Origin of the sequence: Streptomyces incanus (assembly GCF_042656345.1) — a bacterium.
GTDB lineage: Bacteria > Actinomycetota > Actinomycetes > Streptomycetales > Streptomycetaceae > Streptomyces > Streptomyces incanus.
Map to the genome: position 1 here is coordinate 86,242 of NZ_JBHSPC010000029.1, position 15,314 is coordinate 101,555.

Below are 15,314 nucleotides of genomic sequence, written 5' to 3' on the forward strand. Positions count from 1 at the left end.
GTCCGAAGGGCGTGGGCGGCGCCCCCGGCACCGGACCCCGCTCAGGTCTGACTCGAACGAAGACCCCAGCCCTCCCGGGCCCCCGGCGCCTCAGGGCCGCAGGGCGCGCAGCAGCAGGTCGGCGAGGTGGTCGGCGACCTGCTGCGGGGTGAGGGGACCGTCGGGGCGGTACCAGGTCGACAGGTGGTGGACGGAGCCGAAGTGGTAGTCCACCACCAGGTCGGCCGGGGTCGCCGTGGAGAACACGCCCGCCGCCTGGCCTTCCTCCACCAGCGCGCGGAAGCGCTCGTGGTAGCGGCGGCGCTCGGCCCGTACCTGTTTGTTCTTCTCCGGACTCAGATGGTGCATGGAACGGAAGAAGATCGACGCGTCGTCGAGGTTCTCGATCGTCGTGACGACGACGTCGGCCGCCGCGCCCCGCAGGCGCTTCTCGATCGGCTCGTCGGCGTTCGCGTAGGCGTCCAGACGCTCCTGCTGGACGCGCAGCACGCGCGCGTAGACCTCGTGCAGCAGGTCGTCCTTGGAGCCGAAGTAGTGGTAGAGCGCACCCTTGGTGACTCCGGCCGCCTCGACGATCTCTTGCACCGAAGTGCGGTCGTAGCCCTGCTCGGCGAAGAGCCGGGTGGCGGCGGCCAGGAGCCGCTGCGGCACCGGGGGCCCGTCGCCGTCCGTCGTCCTGGGCACTTCCGCCACCTGCCTTCCGTGTCACTGCCGGTCGTCGTCGGACACTGCCGGTACCGTCGGCCGCCATCGGCCGGGGAGCGCGGTCCGTTTCCCTGAGGGGGATCTTCCCACCCCTCGGCCCCGGCGCGTCGGGCAGGATCGCATCGCGGTACGCGGGATCTCACCGCGTACCGGGGTCACCGGGTGGACTCCCAGTGCCGCTGGATGCGGTTCATGCCGCCGAGCCAGCGCTCCGGGTCGGCGGCGCGGGCCTGGTAGTACTCGGCGACCTCGGGGTGCGGCAGGATCAGGAAGCGGTCCTCGTCGATGCCGCGGAACAGCGCGTCGGCCACGTCGTCCGGCTCGATCGCGGTCGGCTTGAGGACCAGGTCGCCCGCGCTGCCGCTGGCGGTGAGCATGTCGGTGCGTACGCCCTGGGGGCAGATCGCGTGGACCTTCACCCCGCGGTGGCGGTACGTCAGCGACAGCCACTCGGCGAAGGCGTAGGCGCCGTGCTTGGTGACGCTGTAGGGGGCCGTGCCGATCATGGTGAGCAGTCCGGCGGCGGAGACGGTGGAGACGAAGCGGCCGCTGCCGCGCTCCAGCCAGTGAGGGAGCAGCGCGTGCGCCGCGCGGACGTGGGCCATGACGTTGACGTCCCAGGAGAGCGCCCAGCCCTGCTCGTCGAGGGGTTCGCCGGGTTCTCCGCCGTCGCGGCCGACGCCGGCGTTGGCGCAGTAGACGTCGACCGTGCCACCGAGCGCGTCGCGGGCGTCGGGGACGACGGACGAGGCGTCGCCCGGGACGGCGATGCCGCCGATCTCCTCGGCGACGGCCTTGGCACGGTCGGCGTCCAGGTCGTTGACGACGACCAGGGCCCCCTGGCCGGCGAAGCGGCGGGCGAGTGCCGCCCCGATGCCGCCCCCGGCCCCCGTGACGACCACCTTCGCACCCTGTACGGCTTCCACCATCGGCTCCTTCGGCGCGGCTGCCCGGTTGCTTCCCGACCACGTGACGGCATGCCCCGTGGCCGCCTCGGTCGCACGGCCGCGGGGCCGTGCGACGCGTCGCGCCAGACTAACCGGTCGGTATGCCGGGTGGAAGAGAAGTGCCGAACGGCGGCGGTCCGGCTCGTCCCCCGGGCGGTTCACGCGCGTTAACGTGCGTGGGCATGACACCGGCAGCGATCACGGAGGTCACGGTATGAGACTGTCCAGACGGAGCCTGCTCGCCACCACCACAGCCACCCTCGCGGCCGCCGCCGCGACCCCGGCTGCCTTTGCGGCGGCCGCTCAGGGCCCTACGGAAGGGCACACGGAATCCGGGCGGGCGACCCCGGTGGCCGGGGGCCGGGGCCTGCGCACCGGCTTCGAGCAGCTCGCCGCGGACGGTTACGCGCGGCTCGCCGGGGAACGGGTCGGCGTGGTCACCAACCCGACGGGCATCACCCGGGACGTGCGGCACATCGTCGACGTCATGCACGCCGACGACCGCGTGGACCTGACCGCCGTGTTCGGCCCCGAGCACGGTTTCCGGGGCACCGCGCAGGCCGGCGGCTCGGAGGGCCGCCACGACGACCCGGCGACCGGACTGCCCGTCTACGACACGTACCTGAAGAGCGGCCGGCCGCTCGCCGACGTCTTCACCGCGTCGGGCGTCGACACGGTCGTCTTCGACATCCAGGACGCGGGCGCCCGCTTCTACACATACATCTGGACGCTGTACGACTGTATGGAGGCGGCGCAGCTCGCGGGCAAGCGGTTCGTGGTCCTCGACCGGCCGAACCCGGTGACCGGGCGGGCCGCCCTGGGGCCCGTGCTGCACCCGGAGTTCGCGACGTTCGTCGGGCGGCAGCCGATCGCGCAGGCGCACGGGATGACGGTGGCGGAGCTGGCGCGGCTGTTCAACGCCGAGTTCCTGACCGAGCCGGTGCGGCTGGAGACGGTACGGATGTCGGGCTGGCGGCGGTCCGACTTCTACGACGCCTCGGGGTTGCCCTGGGTACCGCCCAGCCCGAACATGCCGACGCCCGAGACGGCCCTGGTGTACGCGGGGACGTGTCTGTTCGAGGGCACCAACCTGTCCGAGGGCCGCGGGACGACCCGGCCGTTCGAGCTCCTGGGCGCGGAGGGGATCGACGGGCGCTGGGCGGCCGAGGCGAACGGCCTGGGTCTGGCGGGCGTGCGGCTGCGTGAGGCGTACTTCGCTCCCACGTTCTCCAAGTTCCAGGGGAGGACGATCGGGGGTGTGCAACTCCATGTGCACGACCGGAAGGCGTTCGATCCGGTGCGTACGGGGGTGGGGCTGCTGGTGAGCGCGAAGCGGACGTGGAGCGGGTTCGCCTGGCGCCCGGACCACTGGATCGACAGGCTCACCGGCTCCGAGCGGGTGCGCACGATGATCGACGCGGGCGCGGACACGGACGAGGTGGTGGCCGGCTGGCGGGAGGAACTGGCGGCGTTCCGGCGGACGCGGCGGGAGTACCTGCTGTACCGCTGAGCGCGCGCCTCGGGCACCGGCGCCCCGGGCAGCGGCCGACCGCCGCCGTCCGGGGCGCTCGGCGTGTGCCGGCCCTCCACCGCTGCCACCTGCGCGGACACCGTCTCGGCGGCGCTCTGTGGGACAGCGGGGTGATCAGGGACGCGATCGGTGCGCATAACGCCGCGGTCTTCAGGAACCCGTGGAGGCCGCGGGGAGTTCTCTGTCTGTCGAGGGTGGTACGTGCGGCACGGTGCCTCCCCCGACGGGGCCGGAGTGCCGGGACATTCCCGCCGGGCATGCGCACGGACCGCCACGGACAGTCGCGAGGACCGGAGCGGCGAGGGGAACGGCGAGGGACATGACCATGGAGCGGACCACGGAGGCGCCGTGGGCGACCACAACTGAATCATGGGTCACGGGAGTTGACTCACAGCTCCGCGGCCGGCCGAGGGAGGCCGCCGGAAAAAGGATGGAGCCGATTCGCTTGTCGATACGTCTATTCGACGACGTCCGTTCGACGACGCCGAAGTGACCGGATTACAGGTGCAGGTGTGACGGAGGTGCAGGACGATGGCCGGTTTCCGAAGTCTGGCGAGACAGGTCCGAGATCCGCGGTGCGACCTGGCACTGCGGCGTTATTCGCTGCGCAAGTGCCTTGAGCGGTTCGCTCCGTACGGGCACAGGGCGACCTGGGACCATCTGTGCGCGCGTGCGGGATTCGACCCCGAGGACCGCTCCGTCGACCCGGCGCGGCTCGTGGCCGCACTGGACGAGCTGGAGGAGGCCCGCGCGGTCTGGCTGGGCTACGAGGTGGAGTTCGCCGAGCGCCGCAGGAAGGAGAAGCACGGCGGCCTGCGCAGGCCGGGCAGTGTGGACGACTGGCACCGGCTGACCTGGGGCGGTTTCGGCGTGGCCTGGTGCGACGACCCGCGGGTGCATCCGCGGGAGCCGCTGGCCGAGGTGCTGCGGCGGCTGATCGCCGCGCTGGAGCGCGAGCCGGGTGCGGTCTGCCCCGTGTGCCGGGGGGAACGGCTCAGGTGGCGGCACGGCCTGGACCACGAGCCGTCGGCGGGACCGGTCTGCGCGGGCTGCGGAATCCTGGTGCCGCGCCCCGTCCTGACGACCGAGGCGCTGGCGGACGCCAGGCGGTCGAAGATGCTGGTGTCGGCCTGAGGAGTGTGGGGGTGCGCCGGGGATGCCGCGCCCCCACGGTCACGCGGTGCCGGTGCCGGTGCCGACCTGCGGGGCGGCCGGCCCAGGGGTGCCTTTCTCGGCCAGCAGCCGGGAGCCCGTCAGGCGGTCACCGAAGACGTCGTCCGGGTTGGACAGGACGCAGGTCTCCAGCGAGAGGCAGCCGCAGCCGATGCAGTCGGTGAGGTGGTCGCGCAGCCTGTTGAGCTGCCTGATGCGCTCGTCCAGCTCCGCACGCCACGCCTCGGAGAGATGGGCCCAGTCGTCCCGGGTGGGGGTGCGTTCCTGGGGCAGTTCGGCGAGCGCCCCGCGGATCGTGGCGAGCGGGATACCGACCCGCTGGGCGGCCCGGATGAAGGCGACCCGGCGCAGGGTGTCACGGCTGTAGCGGCGCTGGTTGCCCGAGGTGCGTCGGCTGCTGATCAGACCCTTGGCCTCGTAGAAGTGCAGGGCCGAGACGGCGGCGCCGCTGCGCGCGGCGAGCCGGCCGACCGTGAGCTCGTGGATCTTCTCCGGAATCTGAGGCACGCCTCGAAGGCTACCCACCCCGCCGCGGTCGCGGGTCCGTTGACAAGGGCCGTACGGCCGACCATGCTAAGCAGTCGCTTAGGTATGCGCGCGGGTGGCGCGTGCGATCACGTGACGCGGGAGGCCGGGACATGGCAGAGCCGAGAATCTTCACGTCCGTCGACGACCTGAAGGCGGCGGTGGGTGAGCAGCTGGGGTACACGGACTGGCTGGAGGTCGACCAGAAGCGGATCGACCTGTTCGCCGAGGCCACCGGTGACCACCAGTGGATCCACGTCGATCCGGAGCGGGCCGCGGCGGGGCCGTTCGGCACGACCATCGCGCACGGCTATCTGACGCTGTCGCTGCTGCCCCTGTTCGGCCCGCAGCTGCTCTCCGTCGAGAACGTGAAGATGGGCGTCAACTACGGTACGAACAAGGTGCGCTTCCCCGCGCCCGTCCCGGTGGGATCGCGGGTGCGTGCCACCGCCGAGGTCACCGCCGTCGACGAGGTGGGGGGCGGTGTCCAGGTGACCACGGCGTTCACCGTGGAGCGCGAGGGCGGCGACAAGCCGGTGTGCGTGGCCGAGTCGGTGGCCCGGTACTACCTCTGAAGCCCGGCGGGCCGTGCGCTACTCCCCCGCAACGGTGCCCGTGCGCTCGGCGCCGACCATGCGCAGCACGAGGTCGGCGTAGAGGGCGCCGACCTCCTCGGGGGTGCGGGAGCCGTTGACGTTGAACCAGCGCGCCACGTCGATGCAGAGGGAGAGCACGGCGAGGGTGGTCCCCCGCACGTCGGGGACGTCGAACTCGCCCGAGCGCACACCTTCCTCGATGATCCCGCGCACCTCGGCGTCGACCTGACGGCGCAGGGCGATGATCTCGGCGCGGGCATCGGGGCCGAGCGAGTCGAGTTCGTACTGCACGACCCGTGCGGTGGTGCGTCCGCCCGCGTGCCAGCGGACGAAGGAGCTCACCGCCTCGGCGAGGCGCCTGGTCGGGCTGCCCTCGGCGCGGGCCGCGGTACGCAGGATGTCCAGCGCCTTCTCGTGGCCGATCCTGCTGATGCGGTGGAGCAGCTCTTCCTTGGTCTTGTAGTGGATGTAGAGCGCGGCCGGGCTCATGCCGGCGCGGCCCGCGATGTCGCGGGTCGTCGTGGCGTGGTAGCCACGCTCCGCGAACGCCTCGACGGCGGCGAGCAGCAGCCGTCGGGCCGCGTCGGGCGTGACCTCGCCCCACGGCTGCGCCTCGGCGCCGGCCGTCTCCTCCGCCGTACTCATCGCTCACCCCATTCACTGGCAGGGGTAACACCATACCGGCAAGGGTGAGCGATCGCTTAGGAATCGTCTCCCGCCCGCTCATCCGAGCGGGGACCGGTCACCGTCCCGCGGAGTGCTCACAGCTTCTCGAAGGGGTCGTGCTCCGCGAGGAGCTTCTCCAGCCGCGCCTGGTCCACCCGGCTCACGATCCGGCCGGCCTCCTGGCGGTCGCGGATGACCTTGGCCAGGGTGAAGGCGGAGGTGACGAGGTACAGGACGGCGATCGCCATGAAGCCGCGCACCCAGGCGTCGGCCTCGAGCCGGACGATGCCGAAGGCGGTCGCCCCCAGGGCGACGGCGAACGATGCGACGGCCTGACCGTAGAAGGCCGCCGTGTTCTGCTGCTTGACGGATGTGTCACTCATGGGGAACAGGGTCGGCGACCGCGACACCCCGCGCATCCGTCGGGATACTCAGATCCACCAGGACCGGCTACTCGGACCGGCTGGTCCGCCCGGACCGGTCCGAGTAGCCGGACCGGTCCGAGTAGCCGGTCCGCCCCGTCCGTACGGTCCCGCCCGGCGGCCTCCCTCGTCTCAGAACGCCGAAACCCCGGTCAGCGCACGCCCGATGACCAGCTTCTGGATCTGGCTCGTGCCCTCGTAGAGCGTCATGACGCGGGCGTCGCGCAGCAGCTTGCCCACCGGGTACTCGTCGATGTAGCCGTAACCGCCGTAGACCTGGAGGGCGTTGTTGGCGGCGCGGACGGCCGCCTCCGAGGCGAAGAGCTTGGCCTTGGAGGACTCGACGGCGAACGGCTGCCCGCGATCGATCAGGTCGGCGACCCGCCAGGTCAGCAGCCGGGCGGCGTCGACGTCCACGGCGATGTCGCTGATCAGCTCCTGGACGAGCTGGTGATGGGCGATGGTCTTCCCGAACTGCTCGCGCTCCCCCGCGTACCGCACGGCCGCGTCGAGCGCGGCCCGGGCTATGCCGACACAGCCCGCGGCGACCGACATACGGCCCTTGGCGAGGGCGGACATGGCGACCGGGAAGCCCTTGCCCTCGGGGCCCAGCATCGCGGACGCGGGCACGCGTACGTCCTCCAGGACCAGCTCGGCGGTGGCCTGGCCGCGCAGGCCGAGCTTGCCGTGCAGGGCGCGGCGGGTCAGGCCGGGGGTGTCGGCGGGCACGAGGAAGGCGGACACACCCTTGTGGCCGGGGGCGTCGGTGGACCGGGCGAACAGCAGAACGACATCGGCCCAGGTGCCGTTGGTGATGAACGTCTTGGTGCCGTTGATGACGTAGTCGTCGCCGTCGCGCACCGCACGGGTGGAGAGGTTCCCGGCGTCGGAACCGGTACCCGGCTCGGTGAGGCCGAAGCAGCCGACGTATGCGCCGGAGGTGAGCCCGGGGAGCCAGGTCCGCTTCTGCTCCTCGCTGCCCCACGCGGCGACGGTCTTGGCGACCAGCCCCAGGGACACGGAGACGATCCCGCGCACGGAGGAGTCGCCGCGGCCCAGCTCCTCGGTGACCAGGCAGTACGCGAGATGGTCGCCGCCACAGCCGCCGTACCGCTCGTCGATCGTCAGCCCGAGGAAGCCGAGGTCGCCGAGTTTCCTCACGATGCCCCGGTCGACCTCCTCGGCACGGTCCCAGGCCGTGGCGTGGGGAACGACCTCACGCTCGACGAAGTCCCGGGCGAGCCGGCGGACGGCGCTCTGCTCCTCGCTGAGCTCCAGGTTCATGACAGTCACCCAACCCCGGGATTTTAATTACCACTGCTAGTTTTCTGGTCCGGCCCTACTATGTGCGCCATGGCCCGACCGCGCAAGCCCTTGCTCAGCACCGACCGGATCGTCGAGACGGCACGGGAGCTCGTGGACGCGGAGGGCCTGGCGACCCTCTCCACGCGTCGGCTCGCCGCACGGCTGGGAGTCAGCGGGCCCTCGCTCTACAACCATTTCCGCACCAAGGACGAGATCCTGGAGGCGGTGGCCGACTCGGTGAGCGCGCTGGTCGACCTGTCGATGTTCGAGGACGGCCGGGACTGGCGGACCGCGCTGCACGACTGGGCCGTCTCCTACCGGGCAGCGCTGCGCACCCACCCCAACATCGTGCCGGTCCTGGCGCGCGGCCCCGGCCGCCGCCCGGCCGCCCTGCGGCTTGCCGACGCGGTCTACGGCGCGATGGTCGAGGCGGGCTGGCCGCCCGCGCAGGCCACGTCCATCGGCGCGCTGATGCGGTACTTCATCATGGGTTCGGCGCTCGGCTCCTTCGCCGGGGGGTTCGTGGACGACGCCGGCGCCTACGACCCCGCCGACTATCCCCACCTCGGCCAGGCCCATCTGCTCGCCGAGAAGCAGGAGAAGATCGACGAGCGGGCCTTCGAGGCGGGCCTGACGGCGCTGCTGGACGGCTTGGCGGGGCAGTACGAGCGGGCGCGGGGCACCGAGTAGGGCATCCGCAGCCGGCACGGGCGCGCGCCGTGGGACGGTACGACGGTACGGTTCGGCCGTCGCCGAAGTGTCCGTACCGCATGCTGGGACGCATGACCACGAAGGACTCCCGGGCCGCCGGACTCGCGCGGCTCACCGGGCTGATCGCCGACGAGACCCGGGCCGCGTGTCTGCTGGCACTGCTGGACGGCCGGGCGTGGACGGCGGGAGAGCTGGCGCGGCACGCGGGTGTCGCCCCCTCCACGCTGAGCGAGCATCTGGGCAAGCTCGTCGCCGGCGGGCTGCTCGCCGAGGACCGGCAGGGCCGGCACCGGTACGTACGGCTCGCCGACGCGCGGGTCGCCCAGCTGGTGGAGGAACTGGCCTCGCAGGTCGTCCCGGGTGCGGATCCGCGTCCGCACACCCTGCGGCAGGCGGGTGCGGACTCGGCGATGGCCCGCGGGCGGACCTGCTACGACCACCTCGCCGGCCGTCTCGGCATCGCGGTCACGGACGCGTTCACGGCCCGCGGACTGCTGCTCCAGGACACCGGGTTCGCACTCACCGAGGCGGGCCTGCGCTGGTTCGACGCCCTCGGCACCGGCCTCGACCGGCGCGGCCGCCGCCCGCTGGCCCGCGCCTGCCTGGACTGGACGGAGCGCCGCCCTCACCTCGCCGGAGCCGCCGGGGCGGCCCTGTGCCGGCACGCCCTGGACGTGCGGTGGTGCGTCCGCATCGGCTCCGCGCGCGCGGTGAAGGTGACGCAGGAGGGCGAACGGGCGCTGTCGGAACTGCTGGGGATCGAGGAGTGGGCCCTGCGCTGACCGGCGCCCACCGCACCGCACCGCTCACTCCGCCCTGTCCAGCCCCGTACACCCGTACGCTCCGCACACCCGTACGCTCCGCACACCCGTACGCTCCGTACGCCCGTACGCTCCGTACGCTCCGTACGCCCCGTCCGAAAACCGCGAGCCTGCGGGCCCCTTCCCCTCCTAGCCTCTGGATCATGATGAACGTCTTCCGTCCGCGCCCCGCCCGGCGTGCGGAGCTGCTCGCCGCCGGGGCCGCCACCGTCACCGTGGTGCTGTGGGCCTCCGCCTTCGTGTCGATCCGCAGCGCGGGGGCCGCCTACTCGCCGGGAGCACTCGCCCTCGGGCGGCTGACCGCCGGCGTCCTGGTGCTGGGGACGATCTGCCTGTGGCGGAGGGAAGGGATACCGCCGCGCTCCGCGTGGCGCGGGATCATGGTGTCGGGGGTGCTCTGGTTCGGCTTCTACATGGTCGTCCTCAACTGGGGCGAGCAGCAGGTCGACGCGGGCACCGCGGCCCTCGTGGTGAATGTCGGGCCGATCCTCATCGCGCTGCTCGGCGCCCGGCTGCTCGGGGACTCGGTGCCGCCGCGGCTGCTGGCCGGCATGGCCGTGTCGTTCGCCGGGGCGGTGACCGTGGGGCTGTCGATGTCCGGCGAGGGCGGCTCATCGGTGCTCGGGGTGGTGCTGTGTCTGCTGGCGGCGATGGCGTACGCGGCGGGCGTGGTCGCGCAGAAGCCCGCCCTGGGGACGGGGAGCCCCCTGCAGGTGACGACGTACGGGTGCCTGGTCGGGGCGGTGGTGTGTCTGCCCTTCGCCGGGCAGCTCGTCCGGGAGGCCGCCGACGCGCCCGTCTCCGCCACGCTCAACATGGTCTACCTGGGCGTCTTCCCGACCGCCCTCGCGTTCACCACCTGGGCCTACGCCCTGACCAGGACGACCGCGAGCCGAATGGGCGCGACCACGTACGCGGTGCCCGCCCTGGTGGTGCTGATGTCCTGGCTCGCGCTGGGCGAGGTACCGGGCCCGCTCACCCTGCTGGGAGGCACCCTGTGCCTCGCGGGCGTGGCGGTGTCGCGGTCCCGGGCCGGGGCGGGGAAGCGGGCCGGGTCCGGGGCCATGGGTCCGGCGGGCACAGTCCCGGACCCGGACCCGGAGGAACCCCGGGAAAGGACACACGGCGTCCGGGAGGCACGGGACACGCGGGAGGTACAGCCCGACCGGGCGTCCGGCTCGGCATGACCAAGTGCCCGGCGCCCCGCCCTCGAGGGAAATCCCGGAGCATCACGGCCCACGGCCGGACCCGGGTCCGTTGCGCAACGCCCACCTACCGGGCGACGTCGTGCCCGTTCCCCGAACTCCGGTCGAACGGCGGAACCTCCGCTCGCCGCACCGGGTCCTTCTGGAAGACCACCAGGGCCCGTCCTCCCTTGCCCGCCAGCATGTTGTCGAAGGCGGCCGGGATGCCGTCCAGGGCGATCCGTTCCGTCACCAGGGCGCCCAGGTCGAGCCGGCCCGCCCGGATGTGTCCGGCGAGGACGGGGAGGTCGCGGGCGGGGTCGGAGTTGCCGTAGACGCAGCCGGACAGGGTCCTGCCCCAGTGGAAGATCTCCAGGGCGTTGAAGGTGACCTGCTGGTCCTTGCCGCCGATGCCGACGACCGCGGTGCGTCCGCCGCGCCGGGTGGATTCCCAGGCGGTGCGGATGGTGCTCGCGCGGCCCACGCACTCGACGGCCACGTCCACGCCCTGCTTCCCGGTGAGGGCCCGGATCTCGCGGGCGGTGGCGTCCGAGGCCACGACGTACTCGGTCGCCCCCGCGGAGCGGGCCAGCTCCTCCTTCTCCGGGGAGACGTCGACCGCGACGATCGTCGCCGCGCCCGCGATCCGGGCCGCCTGGAGGGCGGCGAGGCCCACTCCCCCGACGCCGAACACCGCGACCGACTCACCGGGCCGGACCTGCGCGCAGTGGTGGACGGCGCCGTAGCCGGTGAGCACGGCGCAGCCGAGCAGGGCGGCGTCGGTGAGCGGCACGCCGTCGGGGGCGGGCAGGACGCAGGACGCGGGCACCACCGTCTCCTCGGCGAAGGCGGCGACGTTCAGGCCGGGGTGGAGCGCGGTGCCGTCGTCGGCGCGGTGGGCGTGCACCGCGGCGGCGCCGCTCAGGGCGTCGGCGCACAGCCACACCTCGCCGCGCGCGCAGGCGGGGCAGACACCGCAGGAGGGCGCCCAGTTGAGGACGACACCGTCGCCGGGCGCGACACGGGTGACACCCTCGCCGACGGAGACGACCGTGCCGGCCCCCTCGTGGCCCAGCACCGCCGGGACCGGGAGACGCATGGTGCCGTTGGTCAGGGACAGGTCGGAGTGGCAGACCCCGGCTGCGGCGAGCCGGACCCGGACCTTCCCGGGGCCGGGCTCGGGCAGGTCGATCCCCGTGATCTCCAACGGGGCGTCGACGGCGGACAGTACGGCGGCGCGGACAACCATGGCAGTGGGACTCCCCTGGAACCGGAGGGACTTGGTCAGTGCTCGAGGAAATGGGCCCGAGTCGGGTCAGAACCGGCTCAGAACCGGCTCAGAACTGGAGGGACTTGGTCTGGAGGTACTCGGTCAGGCCGTGCACGCCGAGTTCGCGGCCCACGCCCGACTGCTTGTAACCGCCGAAGGGCGCGAGGGGGTTGAAGCGGCCGCCGTTGATGTCGACCTGGCCGGTCTCCATGCGGCGGGCGAACGCCGCCGCCTGCGCCTCGTCGGCGGCCCAGACCGCGCCGGCGAGTCCGTAGACGGTGCCGTTGGCGATGCGCAGGGCGTCCTCCTCGTCCTCGTAGCGCAGGACGGACAGGACGGGGCCGAAGATCTCCTCCTGCGCGATGGTCATGTCCGGGGTGACGTCGGCGAAGACGGTGGGGCTGACGAAGCAGCCCTGCTCGCGCGGCGCGTCGGGGCCACCGGCGACCAGGCGCGCACCCTCGGCGACGCCCTTCTCGATGTAACCCCGCACCCGTTCCTGCTGCTTGGCGTTGACGAGGGGGCCGATGCGGTCGCCGTACTTGGCGGCGGCGGCCGCGGCGAGCTCGACGGCCTCGTCGTACTGGTCGCGGTGGACCAGCATGCGGGTCCAGGCGCTGCACGTCTGGCCGGAGTTGGACATCACGTTGGCGACCCCGACGTTGACCGCCCGTGCCAGGTCGGCGCCGGGGAGGATCACGTTGGCGGACTTGCCGCCGAGTTCGAGGGCGACCTTCTTGACGGCGGCCGCGGCGACGGCGCCGATCCGGCGGCCGACGGCGGTGGAGCCGGTGAAGGAGACCAGGTCGACGCCCGGGTGTTCGGCGAGGGCCTGGCCGGCCACCGGGCCGAGGCCGGTGACCAGGTTGAACACGCCCGCCGGGACACCGGCCTCGTGCACCGCCTCCGCGAAGAGCCGGGCGACCAGCGGGGTGTCCTCTGCGGGCTTGACGACGATGGTGCAGCCGGCGGCGAGGGCCGGGGCGGCCTTGGCGACGATCTGGTGCAGGGGATAGTTCCAGGGGGTGATCGCGCCGACCACACCGACCGGCTCGTGCAGGACGGTCGAGTTGCCCGTCCGCTCCTCGAAGGGGTACGTCGCCGCCAGCTCGGCGTACGAGCCCGCCACCGCGATCGGCACGGCCGCGTGCACGTTCTGCGAGAGCTTCAGGGGTGCTCCGAGTTCGGCGGTCACCGTCTGCGCGATCTCGTCCCGCCGGGCCGCCAGCACGTCCCGGAGGGCGGCGAGACGGGCCGCGCGCTCGGCGGGCGCGGTCGCGGCCCAGGCGGGGAGGGCGGCGCGGGCCGCCCGCACGGCGGCGTCCACGTCCTCGACCGTGCCCGCGGGGACGGTGGCGATCACCTGCCCGTCGGCCGGGTTCACGACCTCGATCACGTCCTGGCCGGCGGCGGGGCGCCAGGCGCCGTCGATGTACATGCCGTCGTATGCCTTCATCGCGTTTCCTCCGGGGCGGGGTGTCGTCGTCCACCTCATAAACTAGCGGCGCTAATTTAATGACGCCAGGGGAACACGGACACGGCTCGGCAGCGGCTGGTGCGGGACCGGGGGCGTCCGGGCGGGCCGCAGCGTCACTCGTCCAGGTCGGGCAGCCGCGCCGGGGTGGGACAGCTCCGTTCTCCGTGCCGGTCGAAGGCGGACAGGCGGGCGAGGTCGGCCAGGAGCGGCACCCGCGTTCCGTGCCGGAGACCGATGTCCGGGGCGGTGGGCCGGACGACGAGGTCGCCGGGCAGCCGGGGCCCGGCGGGGGCGGGATCCGACGGGGGCGGGATCCGGCTGCGCCCGCTCGGTCCGCTCCCCTGGCACCGGGATGTCGCGCCCGGCCCGCCGGCAAGCGCAGAACACCGGGTCGCGGCTCTGTCCGGCTCAGCGCGGTGACAGCGTGGTGCGCCTTTCGGTCACGTGGCCGATCCTGGTGCGGCCCCGGGCGCGGCCCCCGGTGCGATCTCGACGGGCACCCCGTTGAGCACGGCGTTGCCCGACAGCGGGTCGAGGAGGCTGCCGTCGAGCAGTTGGTTGACGTTGACGCCGGGGTCGGCCGCCGCGTGCCGCAGCCGGGTGCCGGGCCGGTCGTGGCCCCAGCCGTGCGGCAGGCTCACCGTGCCCCGGCGCAGCCCGTCGGTCACTTCGGCGGGCGCGGTCACCTCTCCCCCGGCGCCCCGGACGCGTACCGGCTGTCCGTCCCGGACACCGAGGCGTTCGGCGTCGTCGGGGTGGATCTGCAGGGTGCACCGGTTGGTGCCGCCGGTGAGGGCGGGCACGTTGTGCATCCAGCTGTTGTTGGAGCGCAGATGGCGGCGGCCGACCAGGACGAAGCCCTCGGGGCGTTCGTCGAGGGCGGCGCGCAGCCGGGGAAGGTCGGCGGCGATCGGTTCCGGCAGGATTTCCACCTGCCCGCTGCGGGTCTTCAGGGGCTGCGGAAGGCGGGGGTTCAGGGGGCCGAGGTCGATGCCGTGCGGGTGGGCGAGCAGCCGGTCGAGGGTGAGGCCGTCCGGGTCGGCGCCGAAGCCGTCGCCGTAGGGGCCGAGGCGGAGCATCATGTCCAGCCGCCGCTCGGGGCCGTCGTGACCGGTGAGCAGCCCCGCGAGTTCCTTCGGGTCGCGGCCGTGCACCGGGGAGTGCGGGTCGTGCACCGCCCTGCCCAGGGTCTGGTCGATGACCAACTGGTCGACGGCCGCAGGGTCGGCACCGTGCCGGCCGGTGGCGGCGAGGAGGAGGAGGAGGAGGAGGAGGAGGAGGAGGAGGAGGAGCCGGGCCAGGATCTCGGTCTCCGCCATGCGGCCGGGTTCCAGCGGGAGGGCGGGGCGGGTTTGACTTGCTCTCCCTCCTGAAGGAGGGAGATTCTGGCCTGCTCGCTCGGTGCTGTGCCGCTACGCGGCACGGGCGTCGGGCGGGCTTCCCTGGCTTCCTGTTTCTTCGCGCTGTGCCGGGATCGCTCCTGGTCTTACCGGCGCTCCGCAGGCCGATACCGCCAGTCCGGCGGCCGTCTTCACGTTGATCGCTGCATTGTGGTCCCGGTCGTGGAGCGTGCCGCAGGCGCGGCAGGTCCATTCCCGCACGTGCAGGGGTTTGGGCCCGTCGCGGTGCCCGCAGGCGGAGCACATCTGGCTGGTGGGCTCGAACCGCCCCACCTTCACAAAGGTACGGCCGTACCGTTGCGCTTTGTATTCCAGCATGCTGGTGAACGAGGACCACCCGCTGTCGTGCACGGACTTGGCCAGCCTGGTGCGGGCCAGTCCCACCACCGACAGGTCCTCCACGGCGATCCCTTGGTTCTCGGCGATCAGCTTGGTGGAGAGTTGGTGGTGGAACTCGCGGCGCGCGTCGGTGACCTTGGCGTGGGCGCGGGCGGCCTTCAGGCGGGCTTTCTCGCGGTTCTTCGATCCCCTCTGTTTGCGGGACAGCTCCCGCTGGGTCTTCTTCAGCTTCTTCTCCGCGC

14 protein-coding genes and 3 pseudogenes are annotated in these 15,314 nt (G+C 72.8%); 6 read left to right on the forward strand and 11 right to left on the reverse strand.

Features of this window, described 5'->3' with window-relative positions:
• Window positions 1–90: 90 nt before the first annotated feature.
• Both ACFP2V_RS11620 and ACFP2V_RS11625 read right to left on the reverse strand, forming a co-directional pair.
• Window positions 91–684, reverse strand: coding sequence for a TetR/AcrR family transcriptional regulator (locus ACFP2V_RS11620; protein ID WP_326751862.1), 594 nt, complete (start codon window positions 682–684; stop codon window positions 91–93).
• A gap of 176 nt (window positions 685–860) precedes the next feature.
• The gene (locus tag ACFP2V_RS11625) at window positions 861–1,634 is read right to left on the reverse strand and encodes an SDR family oxidoreductase (protein ID WP_381209533.1); all 774 of its coding nucleotides are present in this window, start codon (window positions 1,632–1,634) and stop codon (window positions 861–863) included.
• A gap of 232 nt (window positions 1,635–1,866) precedes the next feature.
• Here ACFP2V_RS11625 and ACFP2V_RS11630 point away from each other — a divergent pair, with 232 nt between their 5' ends.
• Together ACFP2V_RS11630 and ACFP2V_RS11635 are read left to right on the forward strand one after the other, a co-directional pair.
• Window positions 1,867–3,162: an exo-beta-N-acetylmuramidase NamZ family protein gene (locus ACFP2V_RS11630; protein WP_381209536.1), complete on the forward strand. Its 1,296-nt coding sequence runs from the start codon at window positions 1,867–1,869 to the stop codon at window positions 3,160–3,162.
• 552 nt (window positions 3,163–3,714) lie between these two features.
• Window positions 3,715–4,317: a hypothetical protein gene (locus ACFP2V_RS11635; protein WP_381209538.1), complete on the forward strand. Its 603-nt coding sequence runs from the start codon at window positions 3,715–3,717 to the stop codon at window positions 4,315–4,317.
• A 39-nt stretch (window positions 4,318–4,356) separates the two neighbouring features.
• Here the strand turns inward: ACFP2V_RS11635 and soxR are convergent, their stop codons facing one another.
• Window positions 4,357–4,863, reverse strand: coding sequence for a redox-sensitive transcriptional activator SoxR (soxR, locus tag ACFP2V_RS11640; RefSeq protein ID WP_381209541.1), 507 nt, complete (start codon window positions 4,861–4,863; stop codon window positions 4,357–4,359).
• A gap of 131 nt (window positions 4,864–4,994) precedes the next feature.
• Between soxR and ACFP2V_RS11645 the strand changes: the two genes are divergently transcribed.
• Window positions 4,995–5,456: a MaoC family dehydratase gene (locus ACFP2V_RS11645; protein WP_381209544.1), complete on the forward strand. Its 462-nt coding sequence runs from the start codon at window positions 4,995–4,997 to the stop codon at window positions 5,454–5,456.
• 18 nt (window positions 5,457–5,474) lie between these two features.
• Here ACFP2V_RS11645 and ACFP2V_RS11650 read toward each other — a convergent pair whose 3' ends face one another.
• From ACFP2V_RS11650 to ACFP2V_RS11660, 3 genes are all read right to left on the reverse strand, one after another.
• Window positions 5,475–6,122 (reverse strand): TetR/AcrR family transcriptional regulator, encoded by a 648-nt coding sequence (locus tag ACFP2V_RS11650; RefSeq protein ID WP_381209547.1) that lies wholly within the window; start codon window positions 6,120–6,122, stop codon window positions 5,475–5,477.
• 116 nt (window positions 6,123–6,238) lie between these two features.
• Complete coding sequence (locus ACFP2V_RS11655; RefSeq protein ID WP_381209550.1) at window positions 6,239–6,526, reverse strand: YiaA/YiaB family inner membrane protein; 288 nt, start codon at window positions 6,524–6,526, stop codon at window positions 6,239–6,241.
• Window positions 6,527–6,697: 171 nt separating this feature from the next.
• Window positions 6,698–7,849: an acyl-CoA dehydrogenase family protein gene (locus ACFP2V_RS11660; RefSeq protein ID WP_381209583.1), complete on the reverse strand. Its 1,152-nt coding sequence runs from the start codon at window positions 7,847–7,849 to the stop codon at window positions 6,698–6,700.
• 69 nt (window positions 7,850–7,918) lie between these two features.
• Between ACFP2V_RS11660 and ACFP2V_RS11665 the strand changes: the two genes are divergently transcribed.
• From ACFP2V_RS11665 to ACFP2V_RS11675, 3 genes are all read left to right on the forward strand, one after another.
• Complete coding sequence (locus ACFP2V_RS11665) at window positions 7,919–8,560, forward strand: TetR/AcrR family transcriptional regulator (RefSeq protein ID WP_381209553.1); 642 nt, start codon at window positions 7,919–7,921, stop codon at window positions 8,558–8,560.
• Window positions 8,561–8,652: 92 nt separating this feature from the next.
• The gene (locus ACFP2V_RS11670; protein WP_381209556.1) at window positions 8,653–9,363 is read left to right on the forward strand and encodes an ArsR/SmtB family transcription factor; all 711 of its coding nucleotides are present in this window, start codon (window positions 8,653–8,655) and stop codon (window positions 9,361–9,363) included.
• 182 nt (window positions 9,364–9,545) lie between these two features.
• A complete protein-coding gene (locus ACFP2V_RS11675) occupies window positions 9,546–10,589 on the forward strand; it encodes a DMT family transporter (RefSeq protein WP_381209559.1) in 1,044 nt (347 codons plus the stop codon).
• A gap of 163 nt (window positions 10,590–10,752) precedes the next feature.
• Here ACFP2V_RS11675 and ACFP2V_RS11680 read toward each other — a convergent pair.
• From ACFP2V_RS11680 to ACFP2V_RS11700, 5 genes and pseudogenes are all read right to left on the reverse strand, one after another.
• Window positions 10,753–11,835, reverse strand: a pseudogene (locus ACFP2V_RS11680) (Zn-dependent alcohol dehydrogenase); the annotation flags it as partial.
• Window positions 11,836–11,923: 88 nt separating this feature from the next.
• Window positions 11,924–13,312 (reverse strand): aldehyde dehydrogenase family protein, encoded by a 1,389-nt coding sequence (locus ACFP2V_RS11685; RefSeq protein WP_381209562.1) that lies wholly within the window; start codon window positions 13,310–13,312, stop codon window positions 11,924–11,926.
• Window positions 13,313–13,446: 134 nt separating this feature from the next.
• Window positions 13,447–13,629 (reverse strand): annotated as a pseudogene (locus ACFP2V_RS11690) (sugar ABC transporter ATP-binding protein); the annotation flags it as partial.
• A 144-nt stretch (window positions 13,630–13,773) separates the two neighbouring features.
• A pseudogene (locus ACFP2V_RS11695) lies at window positions 13,774–14,685 on the reverse strand (molybdopterin dinucleotide binding domain-containing protein); the annotation flags it as partial.
• A 60-nt stretch (window positions 14,686–14,745) separates the two neighbouring features.
• A partial coding sequence (locus tag ACFP2V_RS11700) for an RNA-guided endonuclease TnpB family protein (protein WP_381209565.1) occupies window positions 14,746–15,314 on the reverse strand: 569 nt, incomplete at its 5' end.

Coding starts and splice junctions, on each gene's coding strand:
- ACFP2V_RS11625 (WP_381209533.1), bottom strand. CDS start 1,634: ATGGTGGAAGCCGTACAGGGTGCGAAGGTGGTCGTCACGGGGGCCGGG.
- ACFP2V_RS11630 (WP_381209536.1), top strand. CDS start 1,867: ATGAGACTGTCCAGACGGAGCCTGCTCGCCACCACCACAGCCACCCTC.
- ACFP2V_RS11635 (WP_381209538.1), top strand. CDS start 3,715: ATGGCCGGTTTCCGAAGTCTGGCGAGACAGGTCCGAGATCCGCGGTGC.
- ACFP2V_RS11645 (WP_381209544.1), top strand. CDS start 4,995: ATGGCAGAGCCGAGAATCTTCACGTCCGTCGACGACCTGAAGGCGGCG.
- ACFP2V_RS11650 (WP_381209547.1), bottom strand. CDS start 6,122: ATGAGTACGGCGGAGGAGACGGCCGGCGCCGAGGCGCAGCCGTGGGGC.
- ACFP2V_RS11655 (WP_381209550.1), bottom strand. CDS start 6,526: ATGAGTGACACATCCGTCAAGCAGCAGAACACGGCGGCCTTCTACGGT.
- ACFP2V_RS11660 (WP_381209583.1), bottom strand. CDS start 7,849: ATGAACCTGGAGCTCAGCGAGGAGCAGAGCGCCGTCCGCCGGCTCGCC.
- ACFP2V_RS11665 (WP_381209553.1), top strand. CDS start 7,919: ATGGCCCGACCGCGCAAGCCCTTGCTCAGCACCGACCGGATCGTCGAG.
- ACFP2V_RS11670 (WP_381209556.1), top strand. CDS start 8,653: ATGACCACGAAGGACTCCCGGGCCGCCGGACTCGCGCGGCTCACCGGG.
- ACFP2V_RS11675 (WP_381209559.1), top strand. CDS start 9,546: ATGATGAACGTCTTCCGTCCGCGCCCCGCCCGGCGTGCGGAGCTGCTC.
- ACFP2V_RS11685 (WP_381209562.1), bottom strand. CDS start 13,312: ATGAAGGCATACGACGGCATGTACATCGACGGCGCCTGGCGCCCCGCC.